Annotated in this window: 23 protein-coding genes and 1 pseudogene; 15 read left to right on the top strand and 9 right to left on the bottom strand. The window is 61.3% G+C overall.

The genetic code is table 11. From position 1 onward, the window contains the following. Positions 1–3: 3 nt before the first annotated feature. The 3 genes from LJX92_RS16105 to LJX92_RS16095 form a co-directional block, all read right to left on the bottom strand. Positions 4–564 carry a cytochrome b gene (locus LJX92_RS16105; protein WP_228308602.1) on the bottom strand — a complete coding sequence of 187 codons (561 nt, stop codon included), beginning with the start codon at positions 562–564 and terminating at the stop codon, positions 4–6. Positions 565–678: 114 nt separating this feature from the next. Then, a complete protein-coding gene (gene phnX, locus LJX92_RS16100) occupies positions 679–1506 on the bottom strand; it encodes a phosphonoacetaldehyde hydrolase (RefSeq protein WP_032880542.1) in 828 nt (275 codons plus the stop codon). A gap of 29 nt (positions 1507–1535) precedes the next feature. Then, positions 1536–2645, bottom strand: coding sequence for a 2-aminoethylphosphonate--pyruvate transaminase (locus LJX92_RS16095; protein WP_078821710.1), 1110 nt, complete (start codon positions 2643–2645; stop codon positions 1536–1538). Positions 2646–2756: 111 nt separating this feature from the next. On the opposite strand from LJX92_RS16095, the gene LJX92_RS16090 reads away from it, so the two are divergent. Continuing rightward, positions 2757–3611: a LysR substrate-binding domain-containing protein gene (locus tag LJX92_RS16090; protein WP_078821709.1), complete on the top strand. Its 855-nt coding sequence runs from the start codon at positions 2757–2759 to the stop codon at positions 3609–3611. On the opposite strand, the gene LJX92_RS16085 is transcribed toward LJX92_RS16090, so the two are convergent. Next, positions 3587–4477, bottom strand: coding sequence for a LysR substrate-binding domain-containing protein (locus LJX92_RS16085; protein ID WP_122733418.1), 891 nt, complete (start codon positions 4475–4477; stop codon positions 3587–3589). The two genes, LJX92_RS16090 and LJX92_RS16085, sit on opposite strands and share 25 nt — an antisense overlap. A 258-nt stretch (positions 4478–4735) precedes the next feature. Here LJX92_RS16085 and LJX92_RS16080 point away from each other — a divergent pair, with 258 nt between their 5' ends. Together LJX92_RS16080 and LJX92_RS16075 are read left to right on the top strand one after the other, a co-directional pair. Further along, on the top strand, positions 4736–6061 hold the full coding sequence (locus tag LJX92_RS16080; RefSeq protein WP_078821707.1) for an MFS transporter: 1326 nt from the start codon (positions 4736–4738) through the stop codon (positions 6059–6061). 109 nt (positions 6062–6170) lie between these two features. Beyond that, entirely contained in the window at positions 6171–6878 is a 708-nt protein-coding gene (locus LJX92_RS16075) for a YebC/PmpR family DNA-binding transcriptional regulator (protein WP_005789254.1), read from the top strand. Positions 6879–6943: 65 nt separating this feature from the next. On the opposite strand, the gene LJX92_RS16070 is transcribed toward LJX92_RS16075, so the two are convergent. Together LJX92_RS16070 and zapE are read right to left on the bottom strand one after the other, a co-directional pair. Next, complete coding sequence (locus LJX92_RS16070; RefSeq protein WP_228308601.1) at positions 6944–8236, bottom strand: protein kinase; 1293 nt, start codon at positions 8234–8236, stop codon at positions 6944–6946. 37 nt (positions 8237–8273) lie between these two features. After that, a complete protein-coding gene (zapE, locus tag LJX92_RS16065) occupies positions 8274–9368 on the bottom strand; it encodes a cell division protein ZapE (RefSeq protein WP_223018478.1) in 1095 nt (364 codons plus the stop codon). A gap of 190 nt (positions 9369–9558) precedes the next feature. Between zapE and LJX92_RS16060 the strand changes: the two genes are divergently transcribed. From LJX92_RS16060 to LJX92_RS16030, 7 genes are all read left to right on the top strand, one after another. Beyond that, positions 9559–10050 (top strand): spore coat U domain-containing protein, encoded by a 492-nt coding sequence (locus LJX92_RS16060; protein WP_223018515.1) that lies wholly within the window; start codon positions 9559–9561, stop codon positions 10048–10050. Beyond that, positions 10044–10589 carry a spore coat U domain-containing protein gene (locus tag LJX92_RS16055; RefSeq protein ID WP_228308600.1) on the top strand — a complete coding sequence of 182 codons (546 nt, stop codon included), beginning with the start codon at positions 10044–10046 and terminating at the stop codon, positions 10587–10589. The genes LJX92_RS16060 and LJX92_RS16055 overlap by 7 nt, the downstream gene beginning before the upstream one ends. Before the next feature lie 18 nt (positions 10590–10607). Beyond that, a complete protein-coding gene (locus tag LJX92_RS16050; RefSeq protein ID WP_032881297.1) occupies positions 10608–11150 on the top strand; it encodes a spore coat U domain-containing protein in 543 nt (180 codons plus the stop codon). A gap of 2 nt (positions 11151–11152) precedes the next feature. After that, the gene (locus LJX92_RS16045) at positions 11153–11641 is read left to right on the top strand and encodes a spore coat U domain-containing protein (RefSeq protein ID WP_032880552.1); all 489 of its coding nucleotides are present in this window, start codon (positions 11153–11155) and stop codon (positions 11639–11641) included. Between the two features lie 26 nt (positions 11642–11667). Next, entirely contained in the window at positions 11668–12456 is a 789-nt protein-coding gene (locus tag LJX92_RS16040) for a molecular chaperone (RefSeq protein ID WP_032880553.1), read from the top strand. Positions 12457–12528: 72 nt separating this feature from the next. Next, on the top strand, positions 12529–14877 hold the full coding sequence (locus LJX92_RS16035) for a fimbria/pilus outer membrane usher protein (RefSeq protein WP_228309915.1): 2349 nt from the start codon (positions 12529–12531) through the stop codon (positions 14875–14877). 41 nt (positions 14878–14918) lie between these two features. Continuing rightward, positions 14919–15875: a spore coat U domain-containing protein gene (locus LJX92_RS16030; RefSeq protein ID WP_177327438.1), complete on the top strand. Its 957-nt coding sequence runs from the start codon at positions 14919–14921 to the stop codon at positions 15873–15875. Here the strand turns inward: LJX92_RS16030 and LJX92_RS16025 are convergent. Together LJX92_RS16025 and LJX92_RS16020 are read right to left on the bottom strand one after the other, a co-directional pair. Further along, positions 15872–16609: an anti-sigma factor family protein gene (locus tag LJX92_RS16025; protein WP_032880555.1), complete on the bottom strand. Its 738-nt coding sequence runs from the start codon at positions 16607–16609 to the stop codon at positions 15872–15874. The two genes, LJX92_RS16030 and LJX92_RS16025, sit on opposite strands and share 4 nt — an antisense overlap. Then, entirely contained in the window at positions 16606–17112 is a 507-nt protein-coding gene (locus LJX92_RS16020; RefSeq protein WP_032880556.1) for a sigma-70 family RNA polymerase sigma factor, read from the bottom strand. The genes LJX92_RS16025 and LJX92_RS16020 overlap by 4 nt, the downstream gene beginning before the upstream one ends. Positions 17113–17309: 197 nt before the next feature. Here LJX92_RS16020 and LJX92_RS16015 point away from each other — a divergent pair, with 197 nt between their 5' ends. The 5 genes from LJX92_RS16015 to LJX92_RS15995 all read left to right on the top strand — a co-directional run bounded on the left by LJX92_RS16015 (position 17310) and on the right by LJX92_RS15995 (position 22740). After that, positions 17310–18917 carry an amino acid adenylation domain-containing protein gene (locus LJX92_RS16015; protein WP_228308599.1) on the top strand — a complete coding sequence of 536 codons (1608 nt, stop codon included), beginning with the start codon at positions 17310–17312 and terminating at the stop codon, positions 18915–18917. Beyond that, on the top strand, positions 18910–20196 hold the full coding sequence (locus LJX92_RS16010) for a hypothetical protein (RefSeq protein WP_228308598.1): 1287 nt from the start codon (positions 18910–18912) through the stop codon (positions 20194–20196). Before LJX92_RS16015 ends, LJX92_RS16010 begins: the two co-directional genes overlap by 8 nt. A 42-nt stretch (positions 20197–20238) precedes the next feature. Continuing rightward, positions 20239–21003: an enoyl-CoA hydratase-related protein gene (locus LJX92_RS16005; RefSeq protein WP_032880559.1), complete on the top strand. Its 765-nt coding sequence runs from the start codon at positions 20239–20241 to the stop codon at positions 21001–21003. Positions 21004–21121: 118 nt separating this feature from the next. After that, the gene (locus LJX92_RS16000) at positions 21122–22204 is read left to right on the top strand and encodes a catalase family peroxidase (protein ID WP_216091731.1); all 1083 of its coding nucleotides are present in this window, start codon (positions 21122–21124) and stop codon (positions 22202–22204) included. Further along, positions 22201–22740, top strand: coding sequence for a cytochrome b (locus LJX92_RS15995; protein ID WP_078821698.1), 540 nt, complete (start codon positions 22201–22203; stop codon positions 22738–22740). The genes LJX92_RS16000 and LJX92_RS15995 overlap by 4 nt, the downstream gene beginning before the upstream one ends. A 51-nt stretch (positions 22741–22791) precedes the next feature. Here the strand turns inward: LJX92_RS15995 and LJX92_RS15990 are convergent. Beyond that, positions 22792–23943 (bottom strand): annotated as a pseudogene (locus LJX92_RS15990) (M14-type cytosolic carboxypeptidase). Positions 23944–24302: the final 359 nt, after the last annotated feature.

Raw genomic sequence — 24302 nt, 5'->3', positions numbered from 1 at the left:
GTGTCAACGGGTGGGATTGTGCCCGCCCGGCATCATTCGCAAGGCAGTGTTATCGCGCATCACATAATGGTGAAAGATCCCCGCCAGCGCATGCAGCCCGATCATCCAGTAACCGATCTGGGCGAACAGCACGTGCCAGCCTTCAATCTCCTCGGCCAACGCCTTGTTTTCTGCAATCAGCGGCGGTAACTCCATCCCATAGAACATCACCGAATGCCCCTTGGCACTGACGATCAACCAACCGGCAATCGGCAACCCGATCATCAACGCATACAGCGCCCCATGCATCAGCTTCGCCAGCAGGCTCTGCCATGGCGGCGGTGCCGGCACGATCTTCGGCGCCACCCCCAGGCTGCGTGCGAACAGGCGCAGCCACACCAGCACAAACACGGTAAGTCCGAACATAAAGTGCATTTCCACAATCAGCGTGCGCGCACCGCTGCCTTTGGGGAACTGGCCGCGTAACTCAATGCAGGCGTAGACCACCGCCAGCAGCACCACCATCAACCAGTGCAACGCAATCGACATGGTGCTGTAGCGCGTATCGGAGTTTTTCCACGGCATTGCTTTTTTCCTCACTCATCAGGGCATACCTCCGTTCTTTAGCGACGGAGTACGTTAACTGTATGCCCGTTTTGAGCGCTTCGCTCGTTGCCAATGCCGTTGCCTTGATCCTGGTCAGTAACTTTGCGGCATTTCCCCGCGTGCCAGGCGTGCGTTGATGTCGGCGATGACATTCGGCAAGTCGGTGATAGTGTCGATCAGGTAGTGCGGGCGCGAGGCTTGGAACATCGCTTCGATACGCTGACGCTCGCTGGCCAGTGTGGCGCTGTCCAGGGCGCGAAATTGCTCGTAGGTCAGGCCCAGGGCATTGCCCGAACAGGTCAGCGCTACGGTCCACATCCCGGCACGACGGCCTTCGAGAATACCCGGCACGGTGTCGTCGACCTTCACGCACGCGGCCACATCATCAATGCCCAGGGCGATCACGTTGGCCAGGGCCTGGGCCGGCCAAGGGCGGCCGTTGGGGACTTCATCGGTCGCGACCACGTGGTCGGCGACATAGCCGTTGGTGGCGGCCAGGGCCACGACTTTGTCCATCACCTGCTTGGGATAGCCGGAGCAGGAGCCGATCTTGATACCTTGGGCGCGCACGCCGGCCAGGGTGTTGAGGGCGCCGGGGATCAGGGCTGAGTGTTCGGCGATCTTCTCGATTTGCAGCGGCATGAAACGCTGGTAGATGGCGGTCACGTCATCATCGGTCGGTGTGCGGCCGAAGGCCTTGCGGTAGCGCTCGGCAACTTGCGGCTGGTCGCAGAGAGTGCGGATATGGTCCCACTTGCCCATGCCCATCGGGCCACGGGCTTCTTCGATAGAGACTTGCACGTCGAACTCGGCAAACGCCTCGACAAAGATCTGCGTGGGGGCAAAGGAGCCGAAGTCGACCACGGTGCCGGCCCAGTCGAGGATAACGGCCTGGAGGGTGTTGGGGTTTTGATAGTTCATGGTTCAGGTCCTGTGGGTAATGGGGGCAGTCAAATGTCCAGCACTTCCATTTCTTGCAGCACGTCGGCGATAGCCTTGACCGCCGCCTGCATACCGGCCGCATCGACATGGCCGATGCAGCCCACGCGAAAGGTTTCCACCTGGGTCAGCTTGCCGGGGTAAAGGATGAAACCCTTGGCCTTGACCCGTTCGTAGAAGTCCTTGAACTGGTAGCGCGGGTCTTTTGGTGCGTGGAAGGTGACGATGATCGGCGCCTGGATCGCCGCCGGCAGGAAACTGCGCAGGCCCAGCGCAGCCATGCCGTCCAGCAGTGCCTGACAGTTGTCGGCGTAGCGTTGATGACGGGCGGGCAGGCCGCCTTCTTCGGCGTATTGCAGCAACGCTTCATGCAGGGCCGCGACGACGTGGGTCGGTGGGGTGAAACGCCATTGTCCGGTCTTGGCCATATAGGTGTGCTGGTCGAACAGGTCCATTGCCAGGGAATGGCAGTTGCCCTGGGAGGCGGCCAGCGCAGCTTTTTCGGCAAAGACAAAGCCCATGCCCGGTACGCCTTCCAGGCATTTGCCCGAGGCGGCGATCAGCGCCTCGAACGGCACTTCGCGAGCATCGATCGGCAGCGCGCCGAAAGAACTCATGGCATCGATGATCAGGCGCTTGTCGTGGCGTTTGACGACCTGGGCGATCTCCGCCAGCGGGTTGAGAATGCCGGTACTGGTTTCGCAATGGATCAACGCGACGTGGGTGATGGCCGCGTCAGCCTGCAGTAGGCGATCTACATCGGCAGCGGTGGTGGGCTCGTCCTCAGCGGTTTCAAAGGTGCTGAACGAGCGACCGAGCACTTCGCAAATCTTCGCCAGGCGCTTGCCGTAGGCGCCGTTGATCAGCACCAACACCTTGCCATTGCGCGGGACCAGCGTGCCGATGGCGGCTTCGACGGCGAAGGTGCCGCTGCCCTGCAACGGCACGCAATGGTGGCTGTCGGCAGCATTGAGGATCGCCAGCAGCTGCGTGCAGACGCTGGCGGTGAGCTGGTTGAAGCGATCATCCCATGACCCCCAATCCACCATCATCGCCTGACGGGTGCGGGTCGAAGTGGTCAGGGGGCCAGGGGTCAACAGGATCGGCGCGGCAGTGGTCATCTCAAATCCTCGCAAGGGTCGGGGTTGAAGCTACGGCGCCTAAATTGCAGTTTGGCTTGTTATCAATCAAATTGTTTGTTGTTATGCGAGCTATCAGTGAGGCCGATAGCTATGAACCTGTTTCAACTGCGTGCATTCGATGCCGTGGCCCGCGAGGGCAGTTTTACCCGTGCTGCGGCGCGGCTGTTCATCAGCCAGCCGGCGGTAACCGGGCATATCAAGGCGCTTGAAGAGCATTACCAGATTGCGCTGTTGCGCCGTACCGCCCGCCGGGTGGAGTTGACCGAAGAGGGCGCACGCCTGGCGGCCATCACCCGGGCGATCTTCGGTTTGGTGGATGAGGCGCAGACCATGCTGGAGGCCAACCGTCAGTTGCTCACTGGGCGTCTGGAGGTGGCGGCGGATGGTCCGCACCTGGTGATGCCGATGATCGCCAGCCTGCGCTCGCGCTACCCGGGCATTACCGTGAACCTGCGCCTGGGCAATGCCCAGGAAACCCTGGCGGCGCTGCTGTCCGAACATGCCGATGTGGCAGTGCTCACCGAGGTGGAGCCGCGCAATGGCTTGCACCTGCAACCTCTGGACGAGTCACGGATTTGCGCGCTGGTGCCGAAAGCGCATCCGTGGGCAAAGCAGCCCGACGGGATTGAACTGGCGCAGCTGCATGAGGTGATCATGGTGCTGCGTGAACCCAGTTCCATTACCCGGCGCACGTTCGACGACGCGTGCATGGCGGCGAATGTGCAGCCCAAGGTGCTGCTGGAACTGGACAGCCGTGAAGCCGTGACCGAAGCCGTCGCGGCCGAACTGGGGGTAGGGGTGGTGTCGTCGATGGAGGTCAGCCCGGACCCGCGGGTACACGCTGTGCCGATCCTGGGCGATGGCCTGCTGAACCGGCATACGCTCGGCTGCATGGAGCGGCGCCGTTCGCTGCGCTTGATTCAGGCTTTTTTCGAGTTGGCGTGAAGGCTGTCACGCACGATCTCCAAAAAGCTCGCCACCACGCGACGTGAGCTCTGTTCTTTCAGGCAGACGAGGGTTTCCTTCATGCGCTGAGTGCAGTCGCGGATCGGCATGGCGTACACCCGAGCGTCGGCGCCGAACTCTGCCGCCGATACCACGCCCACGCCAATGCCCACCACCACTGCTTCACGCGCGGCTTCGCGGCCTTCAACTTGAATCGCCGGGCGAATGCGCAGGCCGGCCTGGCGCATTTCCTGCTCCAGGGTCTGACGGGTCACTGAGCCGATTTCCCGCAGCACCAAGGGCGTGTCATCCAGGTCGGCCAGGCAGATGGATTCGCGCCCGGCCCAGGGATGGTTGCGGGCGACAAACGCCAGCAGTTGATCGTCGGGCAATGGCAGCGACAGCAGGCGCGCATCGTCGACATCGCGACCCAACAGCGCCAGGTCGGCCTGGTAGTTGTACAGGCGCAACAACGACTCATCGGTGTTGCCGGTTTCGATCTTCACGCTGATTCCCGGGTACAGCCGGCAGAAGCGGGCAATCTGTGGCAGTACATGTACGGGCGCATCCACCGCCAGGGTGAGGGTGCCAGTGAGCAGGGCGCGGGAGTCTTGCAGCAATTCTTCGGCTTGCGCCTCGATCACAAACAGGCGCTGAGTAATGCCCAGCAGGCGTTCGCCCAGGTCGGTCAGGCGTACCGAACGTTTGTTGCGGTGAAACAGCAACACGCCGAAGCGCTCTTCGAGTTTGCGCACCTGGTCGGAAATCGCGGGCTGGGTCAGGAACAGGCGCTCGGCGGCGCCGGTAAAACTGCCGTGCACGGCCACCGCATGGAAGGCTTTGAGTTGGGCATGGGAAACCGACATGGCACGTCCTCTTACAAGCTGAGCTTATATTTGAAATACGATAAATCGATTTTACCTATTAGTCAGCCATTGCTTTGATGCACCTCAGCCGCCGTAGGTTGAGTCCTACAACCTCGACGGCCATGGGCGCAGGCACACCGCGTTCATCTGACCAATACCGCGCCCTCCAAGGCCCGGCATTGCAGTGCTCAACCATAAAAAAAACAGGCGTTTTCTTTCGATTCTGCCGGCACACTCACACCTGAGGTCAGAACCACCATGAATATCCCTATGGGTAGCATCAAGCGTTGGCGCGTGCAGATTTTCGCCATCACCTGGCTGGCGTACGCCGCGTTCTATTTCACCCGCAAAGCCTTCTCGGTGGCAAAACTGGGGATCGGCGACGACCCAAGCTTCCCCCTCGATAAAATGATGATGGCCAACCTCGATGGCTTGTATCTCGCCGCGTACGCCGTGGGCCAGTTCACCTGGGGCATGCTCGCCGACCGCTTCGGGCCACGGGTGGTGGTGCTTGGCGGCTTGCTGGTTTCCGCCGCCGCCGCACTGGTGATGGGCACGTTTGCGACCTTGCCGATCTTTGTCACCTGCATGTTGATCCAGGGGTTGGCGCAGTCCACCGGCTGGTCGGGGTTGTGCAAGAACCTCGGTAGTTTCTTCCCGGCCCAGCAGCGTGGGCGGGTGTTGGGGCTGTGGAGTTCGTGCTATGCCTTCGGCGGCTTGGTGGCTTCACCGTTCGCCGGCTGGTGGGCCTACACCCTGATCGGTAGTTGGCACGCGGCGTTTATCTCCAGTGCTGCGGTGGTGGCGGTGGTGGCCGTGCTGTTCTTTATGTTCCAGCGCAATACCCCCCAGGATGTGGGTTTGCCAGCGGTGGAGCCCGAGCCGGTCATGAGTGCCGAGAACAGAGCCGCCGAACAGCGCATCAGTGTGCTTGAACCGTTGCGCGCTATCTTGCGCAACCGCACGGTGTTGACGCTGGGGCTGGCGTATTTCCTGCTCAAGCCGGCGCGCTACGCGATTTTGCTGTGGGGCCCGGTAATCGTCTACGAACAGATGCCGTCGGTGGGCAAGGTCGGCGCGGCCATCGTGCCCACCGCGTTTGAGCTGGCCGGTTTGCTCGGGCCGGTACTGATCGGCCTGGCTTCCGACAAACTGTTCGGCGCCCGGCGTATGCCGGCCTGTGTGCTGAGCCTGCTGGCGTTGACCGTGGCCCTGGCGTTGTTCATGGGCGCGCTGCACACCGGCAGTGTGGTGCTGGTGATGGCCTTGCTGTTTGTCATGGGCCTGACTCTGTACGGTCCGGACTCGATGATCAGCAGCACCGCTGCCATTGACTTCGGCACTGCCAAAGCCGGCGCCACGGCGGCAGGGTTTGTGAATGGTTGCGGTTCGGTGGGCGCGATCCTCGGCGGCTTGCTGCCGGGCTACTTCGATACCGTCACGGTGTTTATCGTGTTTGCCGGCGCGGCGCTGTTTTCTTCACTGGTATTGATGCCCTACTGGAACGCCAGGCCGGCTGTTCTGGCGCAGGTGGGGGACTTCATACCGGATCGCAGTGCCACCATCAAACCCCTGCGCACCTGAGGCACCTGGCCGGTTTTTTGGTGGATTAGCGTGTTCTTGCGCTATAAACTCTGCCCCCAAAGCGCCGGCCAGTAGACGTTTCGGCGCCATGGAAAGTAGAGAGTGAGTCATGGGCGCACAGTGGAAAGTCAAACATAAAGAAGCGGCAGCCAATGCCAAGGGCAAGATTTTCGGCAAGCTGGTGAAAGAGATCACCATCGCCGCCCGCAACGGCGCCGATACCGCGACCAACGCGCACCTGCGCCTGGTGGTCGAGCAGGCCAAGAAAGCCTCGATGCCCAAGGAAACCCTGGATCGTGCGATCAAGAAGGGCGCCGGTCTGCTCGGTGAAACCGTGCAGTACCACCGCGTGACCTACGAAGGGTTTGCCCCGCACCAGGTGCCCCTGATCGTCGAATGCGTAACCGACAACATCAACCGCACCGTGGCGGAAATCCGCGTGGCGTTCCGCAAGGGCCAATTGGGCGCTTCCGGTTCGGTGGCGTGGGATTTCAACCACGTCGGCCTGATTGAAGCATCGCCGGACACCCCTGATGCTGATCCGGAAATGGCCGCCATCGAAGCTGGCGCCCAGGATTTTGAAGACGGTGAAGAAGAGGGCACCACCCTGTTCATCACCGAAACCACCGACCTGGATGCCGTGCAGAAAGCTTTGCCAGAGCAGGGTTTCACCGTGCTGTCGGCCAAGCTGGGTTACCTGTCGAAGAACCCGGTCAGTGGTTTGACCGATGAGCAGATGGCCGAAGTCGAGGCATTCCTGGAAGGCCTGGATAACCATGATGATGTGCAGGATATGTTTGTCGGCCTGGCTGGCTGATTCTTATCCGGATGCATGGGATCAAAATGTGGGAGGGGGCTTGCTCCCACATTGTTCCAGCGGTGTTAGATAGCGCTCAGTACGCCGTCGATTTCTTCAAAGCTTGGCCGCGCCAACACATCGGGCTGGCAACAGCTTTTTTGCAGTTCAACCAGATCCTCATTTACTGCCCCTTCACCCCGATCCAACAACTCCCCCAGCAACACCCCGAACGCGCGCACTTCAATACGCTGCAACGCCCTGGTTTCCAAGGTGTCGGCCGTGGCATGGAATGACGCCGCGCCGAAGTCTCCGAGCAAACAATCTCCCGTCACATTCCACAGGATGTTGTGGCCATACAGGTCACCGTGGGTAATCCCCTGACGGTGCAAGTGCGCCGCCACCGAAGCGATGCCTCGTGCCATGCGCAGCGCCACGTCGAGGCTGAAACGGGTATCGGCTTCGTAGATGTCCCGGGTGCAGGACGCCAGGCTAGGCAGCGCCGCGAGGTTGCGGTAGCTCGGGTCGATCAGGCTCATGACCAATGCTGCCTGATGTTGCGGGTGCCCGATGACACGGCCTTGCACCTTGATCAGGTTGGGATGCAGCCCGGCGGCAATGCAGGCTTGCATTTCATGCAGCGGTGACCCGTCGCTGGTGATGGTGCCTTTGTATAGCTTGACCGCGACCGGCAGCGCCTGGGGTTTCCAGATTGCTTTGTGAATGATCCCGGAAGCGCCTTCGCCCAATACTTCTCCCAGTTCCAGTTCAGACCAGGGAATGTTCGGCGTTCCATCTTCGCCCGTCACTGTCATGGCCATTTCCACCGGGTTGCCGGCGTAGGCCAGCCAGGTCAGGCTTGGCAAGGTCAGCAGCCACTGCGGCAGGTGGGTCAAGCGGTTGGAGGCGATGCGGATCAGTTCCAGGTTTTGGCAGTGGGCCAGGCTTTGCGGCAATTGCGTCAGTTGGTTACCGGCCAGCATCAACTTTTGCAGCAACGGGCGCTGACCCAGTTCATCGGGCAATTGGCTGATGCAGTTGTCGGTGAGGATCAGCCAGCGCAACTGCGGCGGCAGGGCGGCGGCGGGCACATGGCCGATCTGGTTGGCCTTGAAGCCGATCATGCTCAACTTCGCGCACTGCCCCAGGCACGCCGGCAGCTCGGTAAACGCGTTGTCCGAACAAAACAGCACACGCAGGTGCGTCAGGCGGTGCAGGTCCTCGGGCAGGCTACTCAAGGCATTGCCGGTGAGATTGAGGATTTCCAGGGAGTCGGCCAGGTCGAAGATTTCCCGGGGGAACTCGGTCAGCCCGCAGGCCAGGTCCAGGCGCTTGGCGCCGGCCAATTGGCCGGCCTTGAGTTGGGCGAGGGTATTCATGAACAGCGCGGCACTCGGAAGGGGGCGTAAAAGGCGCTCATGATAGCGGCTCGGGTGCGGTTTGCGGGCAGAGCATGTGCAACTGCTGCAAGCGGCTGGCGGTGCGGGCGAGGTCGATGGCCTGGCCTTCCAGGGCTTTATCCAGCGGCTGGTGACCCATGAGGGTCAGGTGTTTGTCCTGATCGTAGAGCACGTCCACCAGGTTGATAAAACGCTGTTGCACGGCGATAGGGCATTCGGCCAACTGCGGCAGGCCGTCGATGATCCAGTGGTCGAAGTCCTGGCACAGCAGCAGGTAATCCATCACGGCGGTGAGCTGTTCACACAGGTCGTTGAAGGTGAACAGGATGGTCCGCGCCTGATGGTCTCGGCACAGCAACTGCCGATTGCCAACCGTCAGGGTTTGCGCCGGGCCATTGGTGGCAGGCACACCCAGGCTTTCCCGCTGCGCCGGTGTACCCGGCCACACATAGTGGCCGCGGGTGAAACGTTGTTGGGCGTGGGCCTGGGGCAGGCTGCGAAAGTCCTGGGGCGCGCTGACTTCCAGCACGTCCATGCGTGCGGCGATCAGGTCGATCACCGGTTTGAATCGTTCGTGATACAGCGGGTTGGGCAGCAACCCTTCGGGCGGGTAGTTGGACGTTACCAATACCAGCACGCCGCGTTGGAACAGGGCCTTGAACAAGCGGCTGATGAGCATTGCATCGCCGATATCGTGCACATGGAACTCGTCAAAACACAGCACACGGCAATCAGCGAGCAACTGATCCAGAGTGACGCCCAAGGCATCCTCATGCTCGCGGTGCACAAACATGCCCTGGTGCAGCCGGGCAAAGAAGTCGTGGAAATGCACGCGTTGCTTCTCGGCGATGGGTAGCGCCTGGAAAAAACCGTCCAGCAGCCAGCTCTTGCCGCGACCTACCGGGCCGTGCAGGTACAGGCTGCGCGTGGCCTGGCCATAAAGCAGGTGCTGGGCCTCCCGATTCAGGGCGGTAATCGCCCGGATTTGGCCGTCACTGAGGGTGTAGCCCTGTTGTTCGGCCTTTTTCTGAAAATAGGCAGGAATGGGCGAGGCACCCCAGACGTCAGTTTTTTTACCCAGCAGGCGCTGGAACAGGGCAAGCACGGCCAAGAATAATCACTCTGTATTGCGGTGGTCGCTCACTGTAGGACGCTCGATGCCATTTGACCAACAGTGAAGGGCGCCGACCCTTGCAAACTGGCACTTTCGCGTTAACTGGCTAACCTCATACAAGGTTGTTACCCCTGTATAAGGAATTGGGGCAGTGAAGGGATCGGCGGTATTGGCTGTCATGGGCGCGATGCTCTGCAACACGGCTTCTGCTGCGCAACTCCAGGTGGAGGTGCGCCTCGACGTGCAGCGGGGTTGCCAGTTGGTGGGCACCACTCGCAATGCGGGCATCGAGCAACTTGGCGTATTGGATTTCGGCAGCGGCCCGCGTCTGGATGACCCGGCCGGCCCCCTGAGTGCGGCCCTGATCAGCCAGCGCCAGCCGCGCCTGGAGTGCAACCCCGACACGCCTTACCAAATGCGCGTTGACGGCGGCCTGCACGGTGGCGTGGGCGAAGTGCGTTACCTCAGTAATGCGATGCCCTCAAGCAAGCCCATTCCTTATCGCATTTATGCCGACGCAGCCCGGTTGATCCCCTTGCCGGTGGACGTGCCGGTCAGCGGCCGCGTACCGGACACCGGCTCGGTTGATTTGCCGTTGTATGGCCGCATTGAACCGCTCAAAGACATCCCTGCGGTGGGGCGTTATTCCGACCTGCTCAAGGTCACGGTCACATGGTAAGCCGCTATCTGGCCATCGCGGCCTTGGGCAGCCTGCTGTTGCTGGCCGAGGACGCGCAGGCGGCTGTGGTCAACGGGCAGATTCACGCGCGGTTGGTGATTACCGCCAGTTGCGAAGTCAGCAAAGGCGTGGAACGCGCGCCAGTGACGCCGGACGGTGGCACTGCGCTGTTGGATTTCGGCAGCCAGGGACCGACCTGGAACGACACCTTGGGCGCGACCATTTCCGATGGCGATAAAGCGCCGCTGTCGGTGTCCTGCAACCCGTCGTTGGTCAGCAGTTTTACCGTGACCATCGACGGTGGCGCCCATGGCGACGGCACCACGCGCCGCTTGAGCAACGGGCGCCAGACCATTCCCTATCGGCTATCGGCCGATGCGTTGGGCCAGAGTGCCTACCGCATCGGCCAGCAACGCAATTTCGTCGTGACCCAGGGCGCGCAGGTACCCATTCCGGTATTCGGCTCCGTGGTGGCGAATACCAGGGCCCTACCGGCCGGCATCTACACAGACACCCTGACGGTGACTCTGGATTGGTAAACCATGAGGATGGATATCATGCATGTACTCGTATCGCGAATGGGCGTGTGTGCCCTGGGCCTGGCGCTGGCCTCCAGCCTGAATGCGGCGACCACGGTTACCGGGCAGATCAGTTCGAGCCTGACCTTGATCGCCAGTTGCCAGGTCAACGGCTCCGGGGCGGCTACCGGGCTGAATTTCGGTAGCTTGAACTTCGGCACCACCAACAGCCTGTTTACCAATGCCGACGCCCAGTTGCTGGGCGGCACCGGCACCGGCGGGGCGCTGTCGATTCTGTGTTCAGCCGGTACCACGCCAACGGTGACGGTGCGTGCCGGCGCCCATGATGGCGCCTCGCCGGGGGGCACCCGTGCGCTGGCCGATGGGGCGGGTAACTTCGTGCCTTACGATTTCTACACTGACAGCGGGCGTTCCGCGCTGTTGGCGATCGATGGCGTGGTGACGCTCGCCACCAGTACCGGCGTGGCACAAACCGTCAACCTCTACGGTCGCGCGGTGGGCAAGGCGGGCCTGCCGGCAGGTACTTACACCGATACCGTGGCCGTGGAGCTGACGTTCTGACCCTGTGGCTCAGGCTGGGGGTGGCCTGTGGACTGGCGCTGCCGTTGCCGTTGTCGGCAGCGACCAGCCAGAGCTTCCAGGTCAGCGCGACCATTACTCCCGGTTGCCTGATCGTGGGCGGCGGCTCCAACTACGGCGCGTTGGCCTATGGCAGCTATTCGGCATTGGCCACCGGTACGGTCACGGCAGCCCTTACTGGCGGTGTGACCTTGCAATGCACTCCGGGGGTGGCGCTGACCATGAGTGTGGATGGCGGCCTTTACAACAGCGCCGGGCGCAATTTGCAGCTCAACAGCGGCAGCGCGCGGGTGGCCTATCAACTGTTTCGCGACGCGGCGTTCAGCCAGAGCCTGGGCGTCAGCCAGAGCGTCAGCGTGACTTACAGCGATGCCAACAACATCAGCCTGCCGATTTACGGGCGGGTGGTATTACCCGGCAATCAGCCTGGGGGGACGTACAGCGACACGCTGCAGGTGCAGCTGTCGTGGTAGGGCTAACGGTATTGAGGAGTGGATTTATGCATTCAACTTCCCGGCGGTGGTGGGCCGCGGGTATTGCCTTGGGGCTTTTGTGTGGCGCAGGGCTGGTGCAGGCGGCCAGTTCGGTGCTGATCTGGCCCATCGACCCGGTGCTGGAGGCCGATCAACAGGCCAGCGCGCTGTGGTTGGAGAACCGTGGCACGGAAACGGCCAACCTGCAGATCCGCGTATTTGCCTGGAGCCAGAACGGTTTCGACGAGCAGTACCAAAACCAGCGCGACGTGATCGGCAGCCCGCCGGTGGCCAAAATCGAGCCCGGCCAGAAGCAACTGGTGCGCCTGACCCGAACCCGCGAAGTACCGCCGGGACAGGAGCTGGCCTATCGCATCATCATCGATGAAATCCCCTCGGCGCTGCAGGTGCCGGCGCCGCCGGAAGGCAAGAACACAGCGGCAGCGATTCGCTTCCAGATGCGCTATTCGGTGCCCTTGTTTGCCTACGGCGCCGGGTTGTGGAGCAAGGACGACGCCACACGTCAACGCGACCCCAAGGGTGCCGGCAAGCCGGACTTGAGCTGGCAAAAGGTCAACGTAGGCGGGCGCAGTTACATCGAGGTGCGCAACCAGGGCGCCGTGCATGCGCGGCTCACCGATGCGTCGTTCAAACAAGGCGGGCAGGCCCGGCCGCTGGTAGAAGGTTTGCTCGGCTATGTGCTGCCGGGCGCGAGTATGCGCTGGCCGGTGCCGGATGCCGTATCGGCCGACCAGCCGTTGCAGGTCAGGGTCAACGGTGCGCCGCAATTGGAAAGCCTGGCGCCCAAGCGATAACCGTCAGGTAGCGCTACGGGCATACGCCCGGGTTTTAACAGGATGGAGATGTCCATTGAAGGACACAACGCCATGGTGAGTCGTGGTTGGGCTCGGGGTTTATGGCCATCGGTGGCAGTGGCAAGCGGGTTGTGGGGCGCTGCGATGGCAGGCGACTTGCCGCCGCCGCCGGGCAGCATGGAGGCAGTCGCCGATGCACAGCTGTTTCTGGAACTGGTGGTCAACCAGATGGACACCGGCCGCGTCATTGCGGTCGACCAGCGCGCCGGCCAGCTGTTTGTGCCCGCCAGCGCGTTGCAGGACGTGGGTATGAAATTGCCCGGCGAGCCTGTCGGCAGCGTGGCCCTGGACCAGGTGCCTGGGCTGCACAGCGACTACGACAGCAATGGCCAGCGCCTATTGCTGGATGTACCGCCATCCTGGTTGCAGGCGCAGTTTATCGGCAATCGCAATACCTATCCGCGCACCCAGGCCATGAGCAGCTTCGGCGCCTTGCTCAACTATGACGTGTATTTCAACGACACCGATGACGGCGGCAGCTACCTCGCCGCCTGGAACGAAGTGCGGCTGTTCGACACCTGGGGCACCTTGTCCAACACCGGGCAGGTGCGCCAGACCCTGGCTGATGGCATCACCGACAGTACCCTCGGCAACGGTTACCGGCGCTACGACACCACCTGGCGATTTTCCGATGATGAGCGCCTGCTCACCTACGAGGCGGGCGACGTGATCAGCGGTTCGCTGCCCTGGAGCAGCTCGGTGCGTCTGGGCGGGGTGCAAGTGTCCCGGGACTTTGCCGTGCGCCCGGACCTGGTCACTTACCCTTTGCCGCAGTTCGCCGGTGAGGCGGCGGTGCCCTCGTCGGTGGACCTGTTTATCAACGGCTATAAATCCGACACCGCGCAGCTGCAACCCGGGCCTTATACCCTGACCAACGTGCCATTTATCAACGGCGCCGGGGAGGCTGTCGTGGTGACCACCGACGCTCTCGGGCGCCAGGTGTCGACCACGGTGCCGTTCTACGTTACCAGCACCTTGCTGCAACAAGGCTTGACGGATTTTTCCGTGGCTGCCGGTACCTTGCGCCGTGACTACACCCTGCGCGATTTCGGTTACGGGCCGGGCATAACCAGTGGCACCTTTCGCTATGGCTATTGCGACAGCCTGACCCTGGAAAGCCATGCCGAAGCATCCAGCGACCTGACCCTCGGCGGGCTTGGCGCCAACCTGCGCCTGGGCAACTTCGGCGTGCTCAATACCGCCCTCAGCCAGAGCCAGTTCGACAGCCGCAGCGGCCAGCAACTCAGCCTTGGCTACCAGTACAACAGCACGCGCTACAGCCTGATGTACCAGCGCGTTGAACGGCGCGATGACTACGCCGACCTGACCCTGGTCGACACCCCTTACGCCAGCCTCAGCAAGCGCAGCGAGCAGGTGACGCTGAGCCTCAACCTTCAACGTTTCGGCAGCCTGGGCCTGGGGTATTTCGACGTGCAGGCGGCAGACGATTCGCGCACGCGCCTGCTCAACCTCAGCTGGAGCAAACCGCTGTGGCGCAACACCAGCTTCTACCTGTCGGCCAACCGCGAAATCGGCGACAGCAACTGGGCCATGCAGGCGCAACTGGTGATCCCGTTCGACCTCAACGGCAGCCTGGCCTTGAGCACCGAGCGCAGCAAGGACGGCGCCAGTCGCCAGCGCATCAACTACAGCCGCGCGGTGCCCAGCGAAGGCGGCGTGGGCTACAACCTCGGCTATGCCCAGGGCGATGCGCCAAGCTATCGGCAGGCCGACCTGACCTGGCGCTTGCAGTCAGTGCAGTTGCAGGCCGGCGTGTACGGCAGCAGTGACGCCCAAACGCGCTGGGCGGATGCCAGCGGCTCGCTGGTGTGGATGGGCGGCGAAACCTTTGCTGCCAACCGTATCAATGACGCGTTTGTGGTGGTGAGTACCCAGGGGTTCGCCGGGATTCCAGTTCGCTACGAAAACCAGCTGGTGGGCCAGACCGACCGCAACGGTCATTTGCTGGTGCCATGGAGCAGCGCGTATTACCGCGGCAAATATGAAATTGACCCGTTGAACCTGCCGGCGAACGTGCAGAGCCCCAATGTGGAGCAGCGCGTGTCGGTACGCCGGGGCAGCGGCTATCTGTTGGAGTTCCCGCTGCGCCGGGTGCTCGCCGCCAGTATCACCCTGGTGGATCGCCAGCATCAGGAGCTACCGCTGGGCAGCCTGGTGGTGCACGAGCAAAGCAACACCCAGGCGGTGGTGGGGTGGGATGGGCTGGTCTATCTGGAAAACCTCAGCGCCCACAATACTTTGCAGGTCACCCTCAGTGAGGGGCGCACCTGCCAGGCGACATTCGCTATCGATGAGCAGCAACAGGACGTGCCCCTGATCGGGCCGTTGGTGTGCCAGTGAGTGCTTGAGCAAGGAGACTGCGGGTGAGGGGCAAGGCATGGATGTATGGGGCAGGGCTGTTATTTTCCGGGCAGGTTATGGCGGTGTGTTCGGTGGTTTCCACGGTGCCGGCCAGTTTCGGTTCGATCAGCTCGATGACGGTGCGCACTGCCGCGCAAACCAGCTCTACCACCAACTCCGGATTGAGTTGCACCCAGGCGTTGATTTCGCTGCTGGTGTCCACCGACCACTTCTACGCCACGATCACCTCGTCCACCGCCGGCATGGTCGGGCCGACCGGTGATGTGATTGGCTACACGATTTATGGCAACAACAGCACCAGTTATCCCATCACCCGCGGCACTCAATTCGATTTTGGGGGCGCGGGCGGCATTGCCCAGAGCATTGGTCTGATCGCCGGGCCCGGGGCGAAAACCGTGCCGTTGTACCTGAGCAGCATTACCGGCAGCAATATCGCAGCGGGGCTGTACACCGAGACATTGAACATCGCCTGGGTGTGGAATTATTGCTCGGGAATCGGCGTTGGCGGCATTTGCCTGGGGCGTGACACGGGCAGCGGCACGGCAAGCCTGACCGTCAGCATGACCGTAACCAATGACTGCCAGATCACCGCGCCGGATATCAGCTTTGGCAGCGCGCCGGTGGTCAGTGGGTTTACCGCAGTGACCGGCCAGACCATCAATATCGCCTGCACCAAGGGCAGTGCCTACACCGTGGGCTTGAGCGACGGCCAGAACCCGATCAGTGTCGGCGGGCGCCGACGCATGGTTTCCGGCAGCAACTACCTGGCCTATGACCTCTTCAAAAGCGCCGGCACCACGCGTTGGGGCAGCGTCGGCGCGGCGCGGCGGGCCAGTTCCACAGCGGAGGTCAACCCCGGCAATGGGTTGGGCACAGGCAGCCAGGTATTTAACTACAACGCTCGCATCTACACCGACCAGCCCACACCCCCCGGCGGCACCTACCTGGACAACGTGGTGCTGGACGTGGGTTTCTAGAACTTCATCAGCGCCGGGGTGGGCTGGTCTGCCGGGCTGACCATTGCGTAGTTATAGCCGCCGCCCGACCAGTACTCGGCCTGCAAACCATCGGCGCTGCGGCTGCCACGGGGCAGGAAGCCGTTGTTCGGTCCCGGCGGGCGGATATAAAAGCTGATGCGTCGGCCTTGGGGGTCTTGGTACAGCACCATGGCGGCTGCCCCCTGATCGGTAGTGAGCAGGCGCCCGCTGACCGGCTTGAAGCCTGCCTGGCTCAGGTCGGGCAGGCGATGGGCTTGATCGAAATAGCGGTCGAGCCAGGCTTGCATAGTGCCGCTGCCGTCGTCGTTGTAGTCGGCGGGCATGACGCCGTCCTGGGCAAACAGACGGTAAGCCTGCATGGCATCGGTCATCGGCAGCGGCTGGGGTTGGGTGGCTTCGCGGGCGTGCCAGCCGCCAAGCCCGCCAAGGCTCACGGCAATCAGCAACACCGCCGCGCTGGCGAAGTGGCGGCGGGACTGACGCTTGATACGCTGACGGATCAACGCCGGGTCCAGTGCCGGATTACTCGGCTGCTGCAGGGTACCGCTCAAGGATGCCCGCAATAATTGCGCGTCCTGTTGCCAGGCGTGGACCTGGGCGGCCGCTTCGGGGTGGTTGGCCAGCCAGGTTTCAAGCACGCGGCGGTCACTGTCCGGCAGTTGGTGATCGACGTAGGCATGCAAATCGCGTTCGCTGGGGGGCAGGCTGATCATTTGAGTCTCCGCAGGGCAGGGCCGGTAATTTCGCCATCGCTGAGCTGACGCAACGCTTGGCGCGCACGGGACAGGCGCGACATCACGGTGCCGATGGGTACCTGAAGGATCTCGGCGACTTCCTTGTAGCTCAAACCCTCCACGGACACCCACAGCAAAAGCGCGCGTTGTTCGGTGCTGAGTTGGTCGAAGGCTTGCAGGGTGGATTGGGCCATCACTGTGCGCTCCACCGACGGTTGCGCATCATCGCGCCCGGTGAAGAATTCGAGCATACGTGCATAGCGTCGGCTGCGGCGATGGGCGTCGAGGAACTGCCGATAGAGGATCGCGAACAGCCAGGCGCGCAGGTCGCCTTCGACACGCTTATCAGCCCAGGCGATGATCGCCCGCTCCAGGGTCGCCTGCACCAGGTCATCGGCACTGCTGCTGTTGCGCGTCAGCGACACGGCAAAACGCCGCAACCTGGGGATGAGTTCGTGTAACTGTTCGTCGAGTTCATGCATGGGGATGAGTCTACTCACGTGTGTTGAAGTAGACGTTGGTCCCTGTAGGTTATTCCACGCTTCGCGCAAAGAAACTTCCCGGCTAATACGTGGGAAGCGTCTGTATACCTTGAGAGTCTGTAATCTCGTGCGCAGCCCTCTATCCACCCTTGCATCTGTCGGCATTCAGCCGGCAGTTGAATAGTGAGAGGGTGCTTATGACGTGTTTGCCGAGTGATAAACAGTTTTCTTCCTGCATCTCGCTGGCTCATTTGCCTGCCGCGCAGCGGGTTTTATTTGAGCAATGGGGTTGTGGTCTCTCAACCCGAGCCACCTACGCCAACGTGCACCACGCCTTCGAAGCGCAAGCGAGGCTGGCACCCCAGGCGACCGCTGCGGTATGCGCGGGCCAACGTATCAGCTATGAACAACTCAACCGACAAGCCAATCGATTGGCTGAGCACCTGCTTGGGCAGGGTGTTAAGCGTGGGGACACGGTGGGATTGTTCGTCGAGCGCTCGATTCCCATGCTGGTCGGTCTCCTGGCGGTGTTAAAGATTGGCGCCGCGTATGTCCCTCAGGACGCCAGAATCGTACCCACCCTGCAATTGGGCATGGTCCTCGAATCATTGACCAGCCCGGTGATTCTGACCTTATCGAGCCTGGTGGAGCGCATTCCGGCAGACGCGTCCCACCGCTGCCTCAATTTGGATACGTTCATTGCTCAAACGCCATGGCTGGCTGAAGACAATGATTGCGTGCGTGTCGGTGCTGGCCCGGATGATCTGTGCTTTGTACTGTTTACATCTGGAACCACAGGGCGCCCTAACGGCGTGTGTGTCAGCCACCGTAACGTATGCAACATTCTGCTCACTGAACCTGGGCGGATGGGGATGGCACCGGGTCGTACCGTAGGGCAGATTCTCAATATCGGCTTTGACATGGCGGCTTGGGAAATACTCGGTTGCCTGGCTCATGGTGCGACCTTGCTGATTCGCGGCAAAGACATCGCACAGACGGCCGCACAGTGCAATGTGTTGATCGCAACGCCTTCGATACTGGCCACCCTTGAGCCTCGACAGTGTCCCCACCTCAACGTCGTTGCGGTGGCTGGAGAAGCCTGCTCCCAGGCCCTGGCGGATCGGTGGGCCGAGCACTGTACGTTCTACAACGGCTGCGGTCCTACCGAGACGACCATCGTCAACACGCTGCACCGGCATGTACCAGGCACGCCACTGACTATTGGCCGGCCAACACCCAATAACACTGTCTATGTGCTCGATGAGCAGGGGCGTGCCTGTGCCTTGGGTGAAACGGGTGAGATGTGGGCCGGTGGTGCGGGTGTGACAGCAGGCTACCTGAACAATACGGCATTGACCCAGCAGCGATACCGTCCGGATCCCTTTCTCGGTGGCGACGCCATGATGTTCCGCACACGAGATTTGGGGCGCTGGGTGGGAGACGGCCAGCTCGAACACTTAGGGCGCGTGGATGACCAAGTGAAAGTCCGCGGCTTTCGCGTGGAACTGGATGCGGTGTCGGCGGCTCTGGAGGCCGGCGCTGGATGCATGCGCGCCGTCACTTTGAAGCTGGACAGCCGCACGTTGGTGGCCTTTGTTTCGCCTGCCAGCACTGACATCGAGGCTTGCCAAACCGCGTGCCAACAACGCCTGGCCTATTACTGCGTGCCTCAGTCGATCTACGCAGTGGAGCATTTTCCACTGACAGCGAGGGGCAAGATCGATAAGGCATTGTTACTGCAAACGGCCCGGGAGAACCAGTTGGCGGTGCTGGCGTTCGCGACCGGGGAGCCCGGCCATGATTGATACGCTGATCCGTACCGTTGTACCGCCCAAGCCGGCGCTCTGGCGTCGCTGGACGTCACTGCCGATGTTTTCCTGTTACAACCGCCTGGCAGCCGCCGCGCTGATGGGCAACCTGGTGTTTTTGCTGTTGGCTGTGGACCTGCACGCCATCACGGTTCAGACGCTGTCGGACATGGTGCTGATCAACCTGTCGGTTGCCATTCTCGTTCGCCAGCAATACGTGATCAATGGGCTGTTCTGGCTGGCAACGCGAGTACCGCCTACATGGCCCTTACAGGTGCGGCGTAGCGCGGCCAAGGTGTACCACTTCGGTGGGCTGCACAGCGGCGCAGCCTTTGCGGCCACTGGGTGGTTTGCCGCCCTGGTTGTCGTGCAGGTTACGCGTTACCTGCAACAACCTGACAGTGTTTCGGTGGCCGAGTTAGGGGTCAGCGTTATGCTGCTCAGCTTATTGCTGCTCATGGTGGTCATGGCTCAACCACGTATTCGAGGCCGGTTCCACAATGGGTTCGAACGCGTTCATCGGTTTGGCGGTTGGAGTGCGTTGCTGTTGTTCTGGTGGCAAACGTTACTGACCACGTCGAGCCTGCTGCACAGCGTTACGTTTTGGATGCTGGCAGTGCTGACCCTGAGCGTCCTGCTGCCCTGGCTGCGGCTGCGCAAGGTGGCTGTTGAACACGCACGGCCTTCCGGGCATGCGGTGATTACGCGTTTGAGCCACACCACACCGTTCGCCGGTTCATCCACCGCGATCAGCCGCAACCCACTGCTGGAGTGGCATTCCTTTGCCAATATTCCCACGCCACACGAGGCGGGTTTCCGCCTGATAATTTCCCGCGCAGGGGATTGGACCGGGCGATTTATCGAGGACTTGCCGCGACATGTGTGGGTTAAGGGCATCACCACAGCGGGTGTTGCCAATGTAGAAACCCTGTTCAAGTCGGTGGTGTACATCGCCACTGGCAGCGGCATCGGGCCTGTCATGCCGCATCTGCTGGCGGCTCAGGTACCGATTCAGTTGATCTGGTCTGCCCGTAGCCCGAGGACGACCTATGGCGATGAACTGGTGGAGGAAATTCTGCGCGCCCAGCCTTGCGCATTGATCTGGGACACCGATGAGCGCGGCAAGCCAGACCTGGTGAAGTTGGCTTACGGTGCAGTGCAAGCCTTTGGTGCAGAAGCCGTGATCTGTATTGCCAACCAAACGGTGACCCAGCGTCTGGTGCAAGAGTTGGAAGCTCGGGGAATACCCGCCCATGGCGCGATCTGGGATTCCTGAGACAGCCCCAAGTGTGAACAACATCAATCAGTGGAGATGCCTATGAACGTGTTTGTGGAACGTCATGACCGAGTGGTCCTGGTCAAGCTCAACCGTCCTGAAGTCAAGAATGCGCTGAGTTCGGCGCTGATGACTGAGTTGATCAGTCATCTGGAAGCAATGGATCGAGACCCTCGGATTGGGTGTTTTGTCATTACCGGCACCGCAGAGTTCTTCGCGGCAGGGGCCGATATCAAAGAGATGAGCGGCAAGTCCTATCTGGACGTGCTCAACGAAGACTACTTCGTCGGTTGGGAGGGCTTCACCCGTTTGCGCACCCCGACGATTGCCGCAGTGGCGGGCTATGCGTTTGGCGGAGGCTGTGAGCTGGCGATGATGTGCGACATGATTTTCGCTGCTGATACCGCCACCTTTGCACAGCCGGAAATTAAGCTAGGCGTCATCCCGGGCATGGGCGCGACCCAGCGGTTGACCGGGCTGATCGGCAAGGCCAAGACCATGGACCTGGTGTTGACTGGCCGGTCAATGACCGCCACGGAAGCAGAGCAGGCGGGGTTGGTGTCGCGGGTTTACCCGGCTGCGAACTTGCTGGACGAGGTGATGGCGGTGGCGGCACAAATTGCCTCCTTCTCGCGAACGGCCACCCGTGCAGCGCGGCAGGCGGTGGAGCATTCTCTGGAGGTCGGGTTGCACGAAGGTGTGCGTCAAGAGCGAAGGTTGTTTCATGGACTGTTTGCCACGCCTGATCAGCAAGAAGGAATGCAGGCATTTCTTCACAAGCGGCAGGCCTTGTTTAATCAGCCCTAGCCGGCACTCGATCTGGCCACGTGTTGACTACAAAGAAACTACAGTGAAGGGGGAATAAGCCTACGTGGGATTCGTCTCATAACACTTTCCCCCTGCGGCCTCGGGCCCTGGAGCTTCTATGGTTGATCACTCTTTACCGCCGCGTCCGCCTCTTGGTACTACAAGTCTGCTCGTAAGGCTGGCGTGTATAGGGGGCGTGGTGGCAGTGTTGGTGGTTGCATTTGCCTACGTCAACGGCACCCTCGACCCACAGCGTCTGCGGCCAAAGACCTTGGTCAATGCCCTGGAAACCAATAACGGCGTACACCCGGGCTTTCGCCGCAATCATGCCAAAGGTGTGTGTGTGGCGGGTTACTTCGAGGCGAGCACAGAGGCGCGTGCTTACTCCAGCGCCCAGGTGTTCAGCGAGGCCAAGACCCCGGTGATTGGCCGGTTTGCCTTGCCCAGCGGCAATCCCTATGCACCGGACAGCAGTGTGCCGATTCGCAGTTTTGCCGTGCAATTCAGCCAGGCAAACGGCCAGCAGTGGCGAACGGGAATGAACAGTATGCCGGTGTTTCCGGTGGGCACGCCCGAGGCGTTCTACCAGCTGCTCAAGGCGGGTGCGCCAGACCCGGCCACCGGCAAGCCGAACCCTGCGAACATGCCGGCGTTTTTTGCCGCACACCCGGAGACGGCGCCGTTCCTGGCCTGGGTCAAGACTGCCAAGCCATCGGCCAGTTATGCGACGCAAACCTACAACGGCATCAATGCGTTTTACCTGGTGGGCGAAGGTGGCAAGCGTCAGGCCGTGCGGTGGAGCGTGGTGCCGCAAAGCCAGGACGCGGCGGGTGATGCTGCGCCGTCGGGCAGTGACTTCCTGGAACAGGATTTGGTGCAGCGCCTGGCCGCCGGGCCTTTGCGTTGGCAGTTGAACATGACCCTGGCCAACCCCGGCGACCCCTTGGATGACGCGAGCAAGACCTGGACCGGCCCGCATACGCAGCTCAACGCCGGCACTCTGGTACTGCAAAGCAGCCAGCCGCAGGCAGACGGTGATTGCCGTGATATCAACTTTGACCCGCTGATTTTGCCCAGCGGTATCGAGGCCTCCAACGACCCGTTGCTGGCCGCACGCTCCGCCGCGTATGCCAGTTCGTATCTGCGCCGTGCGGGTGAAGTCAGCCCGTTGCACAGCACCCCTCAGGAGTCGAAGCCATGAATGCTCAACCGCGTTTTTTTGCACCGCTGGCGCGTCTGTTGCACTGGCTGATGGCGCTGATGATCATTGCCATGCTGTTTATCGGTGCGGGATTGGCGGCGTCGGTGTCGGAACGCCATGAATGGCTGATCCACCTGCACAAACCGCTGGGTATTGCGATCCTGGCCCTGGTGCTCGTGCGTTTGGCCGTGCGCTTTACCACCCGGCAACCGCCGTTGCCAGCCGATTTGCCGATGTGGCAAGTGCTGGCGGCCAAGGCTTCCCATGTGCTGCTGTATGCGTTGATGCTGGTGTTGCCGCTGCTGGGCTGGGCGATGATTTCGGCCGCCGGTGACCCGGTGATGCTCAGCAGTTCTGTGCAACTGCCAGCGCTGGTAGGGGCGAATGCGCCGTTGTTTGCGCTGTTGCGTAAGGCTCACGGCTACCTTGCCTATCTGTTGTTCCTGACAGTGCTGGTGCACTTGGCGGCGGCGCTGTTCCACGGGTTGATCCGCCGCGATGGGGTATTGCAGAGCATGACCGGCACCCGGGATTGATCGCTTCTGTGGCGAGCAAGCTCGCTCGCCACAAAAAGCTTGCCACAAGGGTTAACGCAAAAGCCCGACGATATCGGCGACGCTGCTCAATACGTCCTTGCCCAGCTGTTTCGATCGATCGCCCGACCAGCCGGTACGCGGGTTGGGCGCATCGTCGTTGTCCTTGAAGGGCATCTCCAGGGTCAGGGACAGGCAGTCGTACTTCTCACCGACTGCGTTGCAGGCCAGGGTCATGTTAGCTTCGCCCGGCAGGTCGCGGGTGTAGCCGTAGGTGGTTTGGAAGTCCCGGGTCAGATGGCTCAGGTGGTTGCGAAAGTGTTTTTCCAGGGCTTCGATGCGTGGGGTGTAGCCTGGATTGCCTTCGCAGCCGGCGGTGAAGATGTAGGGGATTTCTTCGTCGCCATGGATATCGAGGAACAGGTCCACGCCGTACTTTTCCATTTGCTGCTGCACAAACAGTACTTCCGGGCTGGTTTCCTGATTGGCGCTCTGCCAGGCGCGGTTCAGATCCTGGCCCATGGCGTTGGTACGCAGGTGACCGTGAAAAGCGCCATCGGGGTTCATGTTGGGCACCAGGTACAGGTCGGCCACTTTCAAGAGTTTTTTCAACTCCGCGTCACCATCCTTTTGCAGGCGTTCAATCACGCCCTCCATAAACCATTCGGCCATGTGTTCGCCGGGGTGCTGTTGGGCAATGATCCACACCTTACGGCGACCTTCAGCCCCTTAGCCACGGCGCAACAGTTGTATATCGCGGCCCTCGACACTCTTGCCGGTGGCCAGCAGCTTGACGCCGGCGTACTTCAGGGCTTGTTCGATCAGCCAGTCGTGACGTTCACGGCTGTAGGGTTCGAAGTAGGCGAACCATACGTGCTTTTCGCGGGTCTGGAGCGTGATATGCAGGATCTCGCCATCAAAGCGCGTTGGCACCCGGAACCAGTTGATATGGTCATAGGATGCCACGGCGTTGTAGCCGCTCCAGGCGTGTTTATAGGATGAGCCACCGGCGTTGCTCAATCGAAAAGTGTGGGTGTGCCCCACATGCATGCCTTCGGCCTTGAAGTGGAACCATTGAAAATGTTTGCTGCGGGTGTCGGGTTTGATTGCCAGTAACAACTGATAGGCATCGCTGGCATCCAGGACCTGGATATTGCCGCTGTCGAAGTCGGTGCTGATCTTGATGGAGGTCAAGGCCACGGTCATAGTCTGGTTGCCTGAATATGAGTGATGTGGCGGCTATATTACACAGAGGTCAGGTAAAACCTGGATGCAAAATTGTTGCACGGGGAGGGGGCGTCATCCCTGACGCCGCGGCAGCTTAGGGGCTATGAGATTGATTCTCAAGCGCTATTTCGCAAAGATCCGGGCTAGAGCTGTCGTGTGGCTTTCTTTCGACGATGGTCTTTTGCTACCATGCGCGCCATCGAGCAACACACAGTCTTCATTAGCCTGAAGCCATGCCAGGGAAACTGGCAAAAAAAAGACCCGGCCAAAGAGCCGGGTCAAAAACCGTGATTAGCCTGATGAGGAGATATTCCAAGAGTCCGACCTAAGGTCCCTTG

Origin of the sequence: Pseudomonas sp. HN8-3, assembly GCF_020790195.1 — a bacterium.
Lineage (GTDB): Bacteria > Pseudomonadota > Gammaproteobacteria > Pseudomonadales > Pseudomonadaceae > Aquipseudomonas > Aquipseudomonas synxantha_A.
The sequence above is the reverse complement of the archived record's forward strand: the minus strand, read 5'-3'. Positions and strand labels throughout refer to the sequence as shown.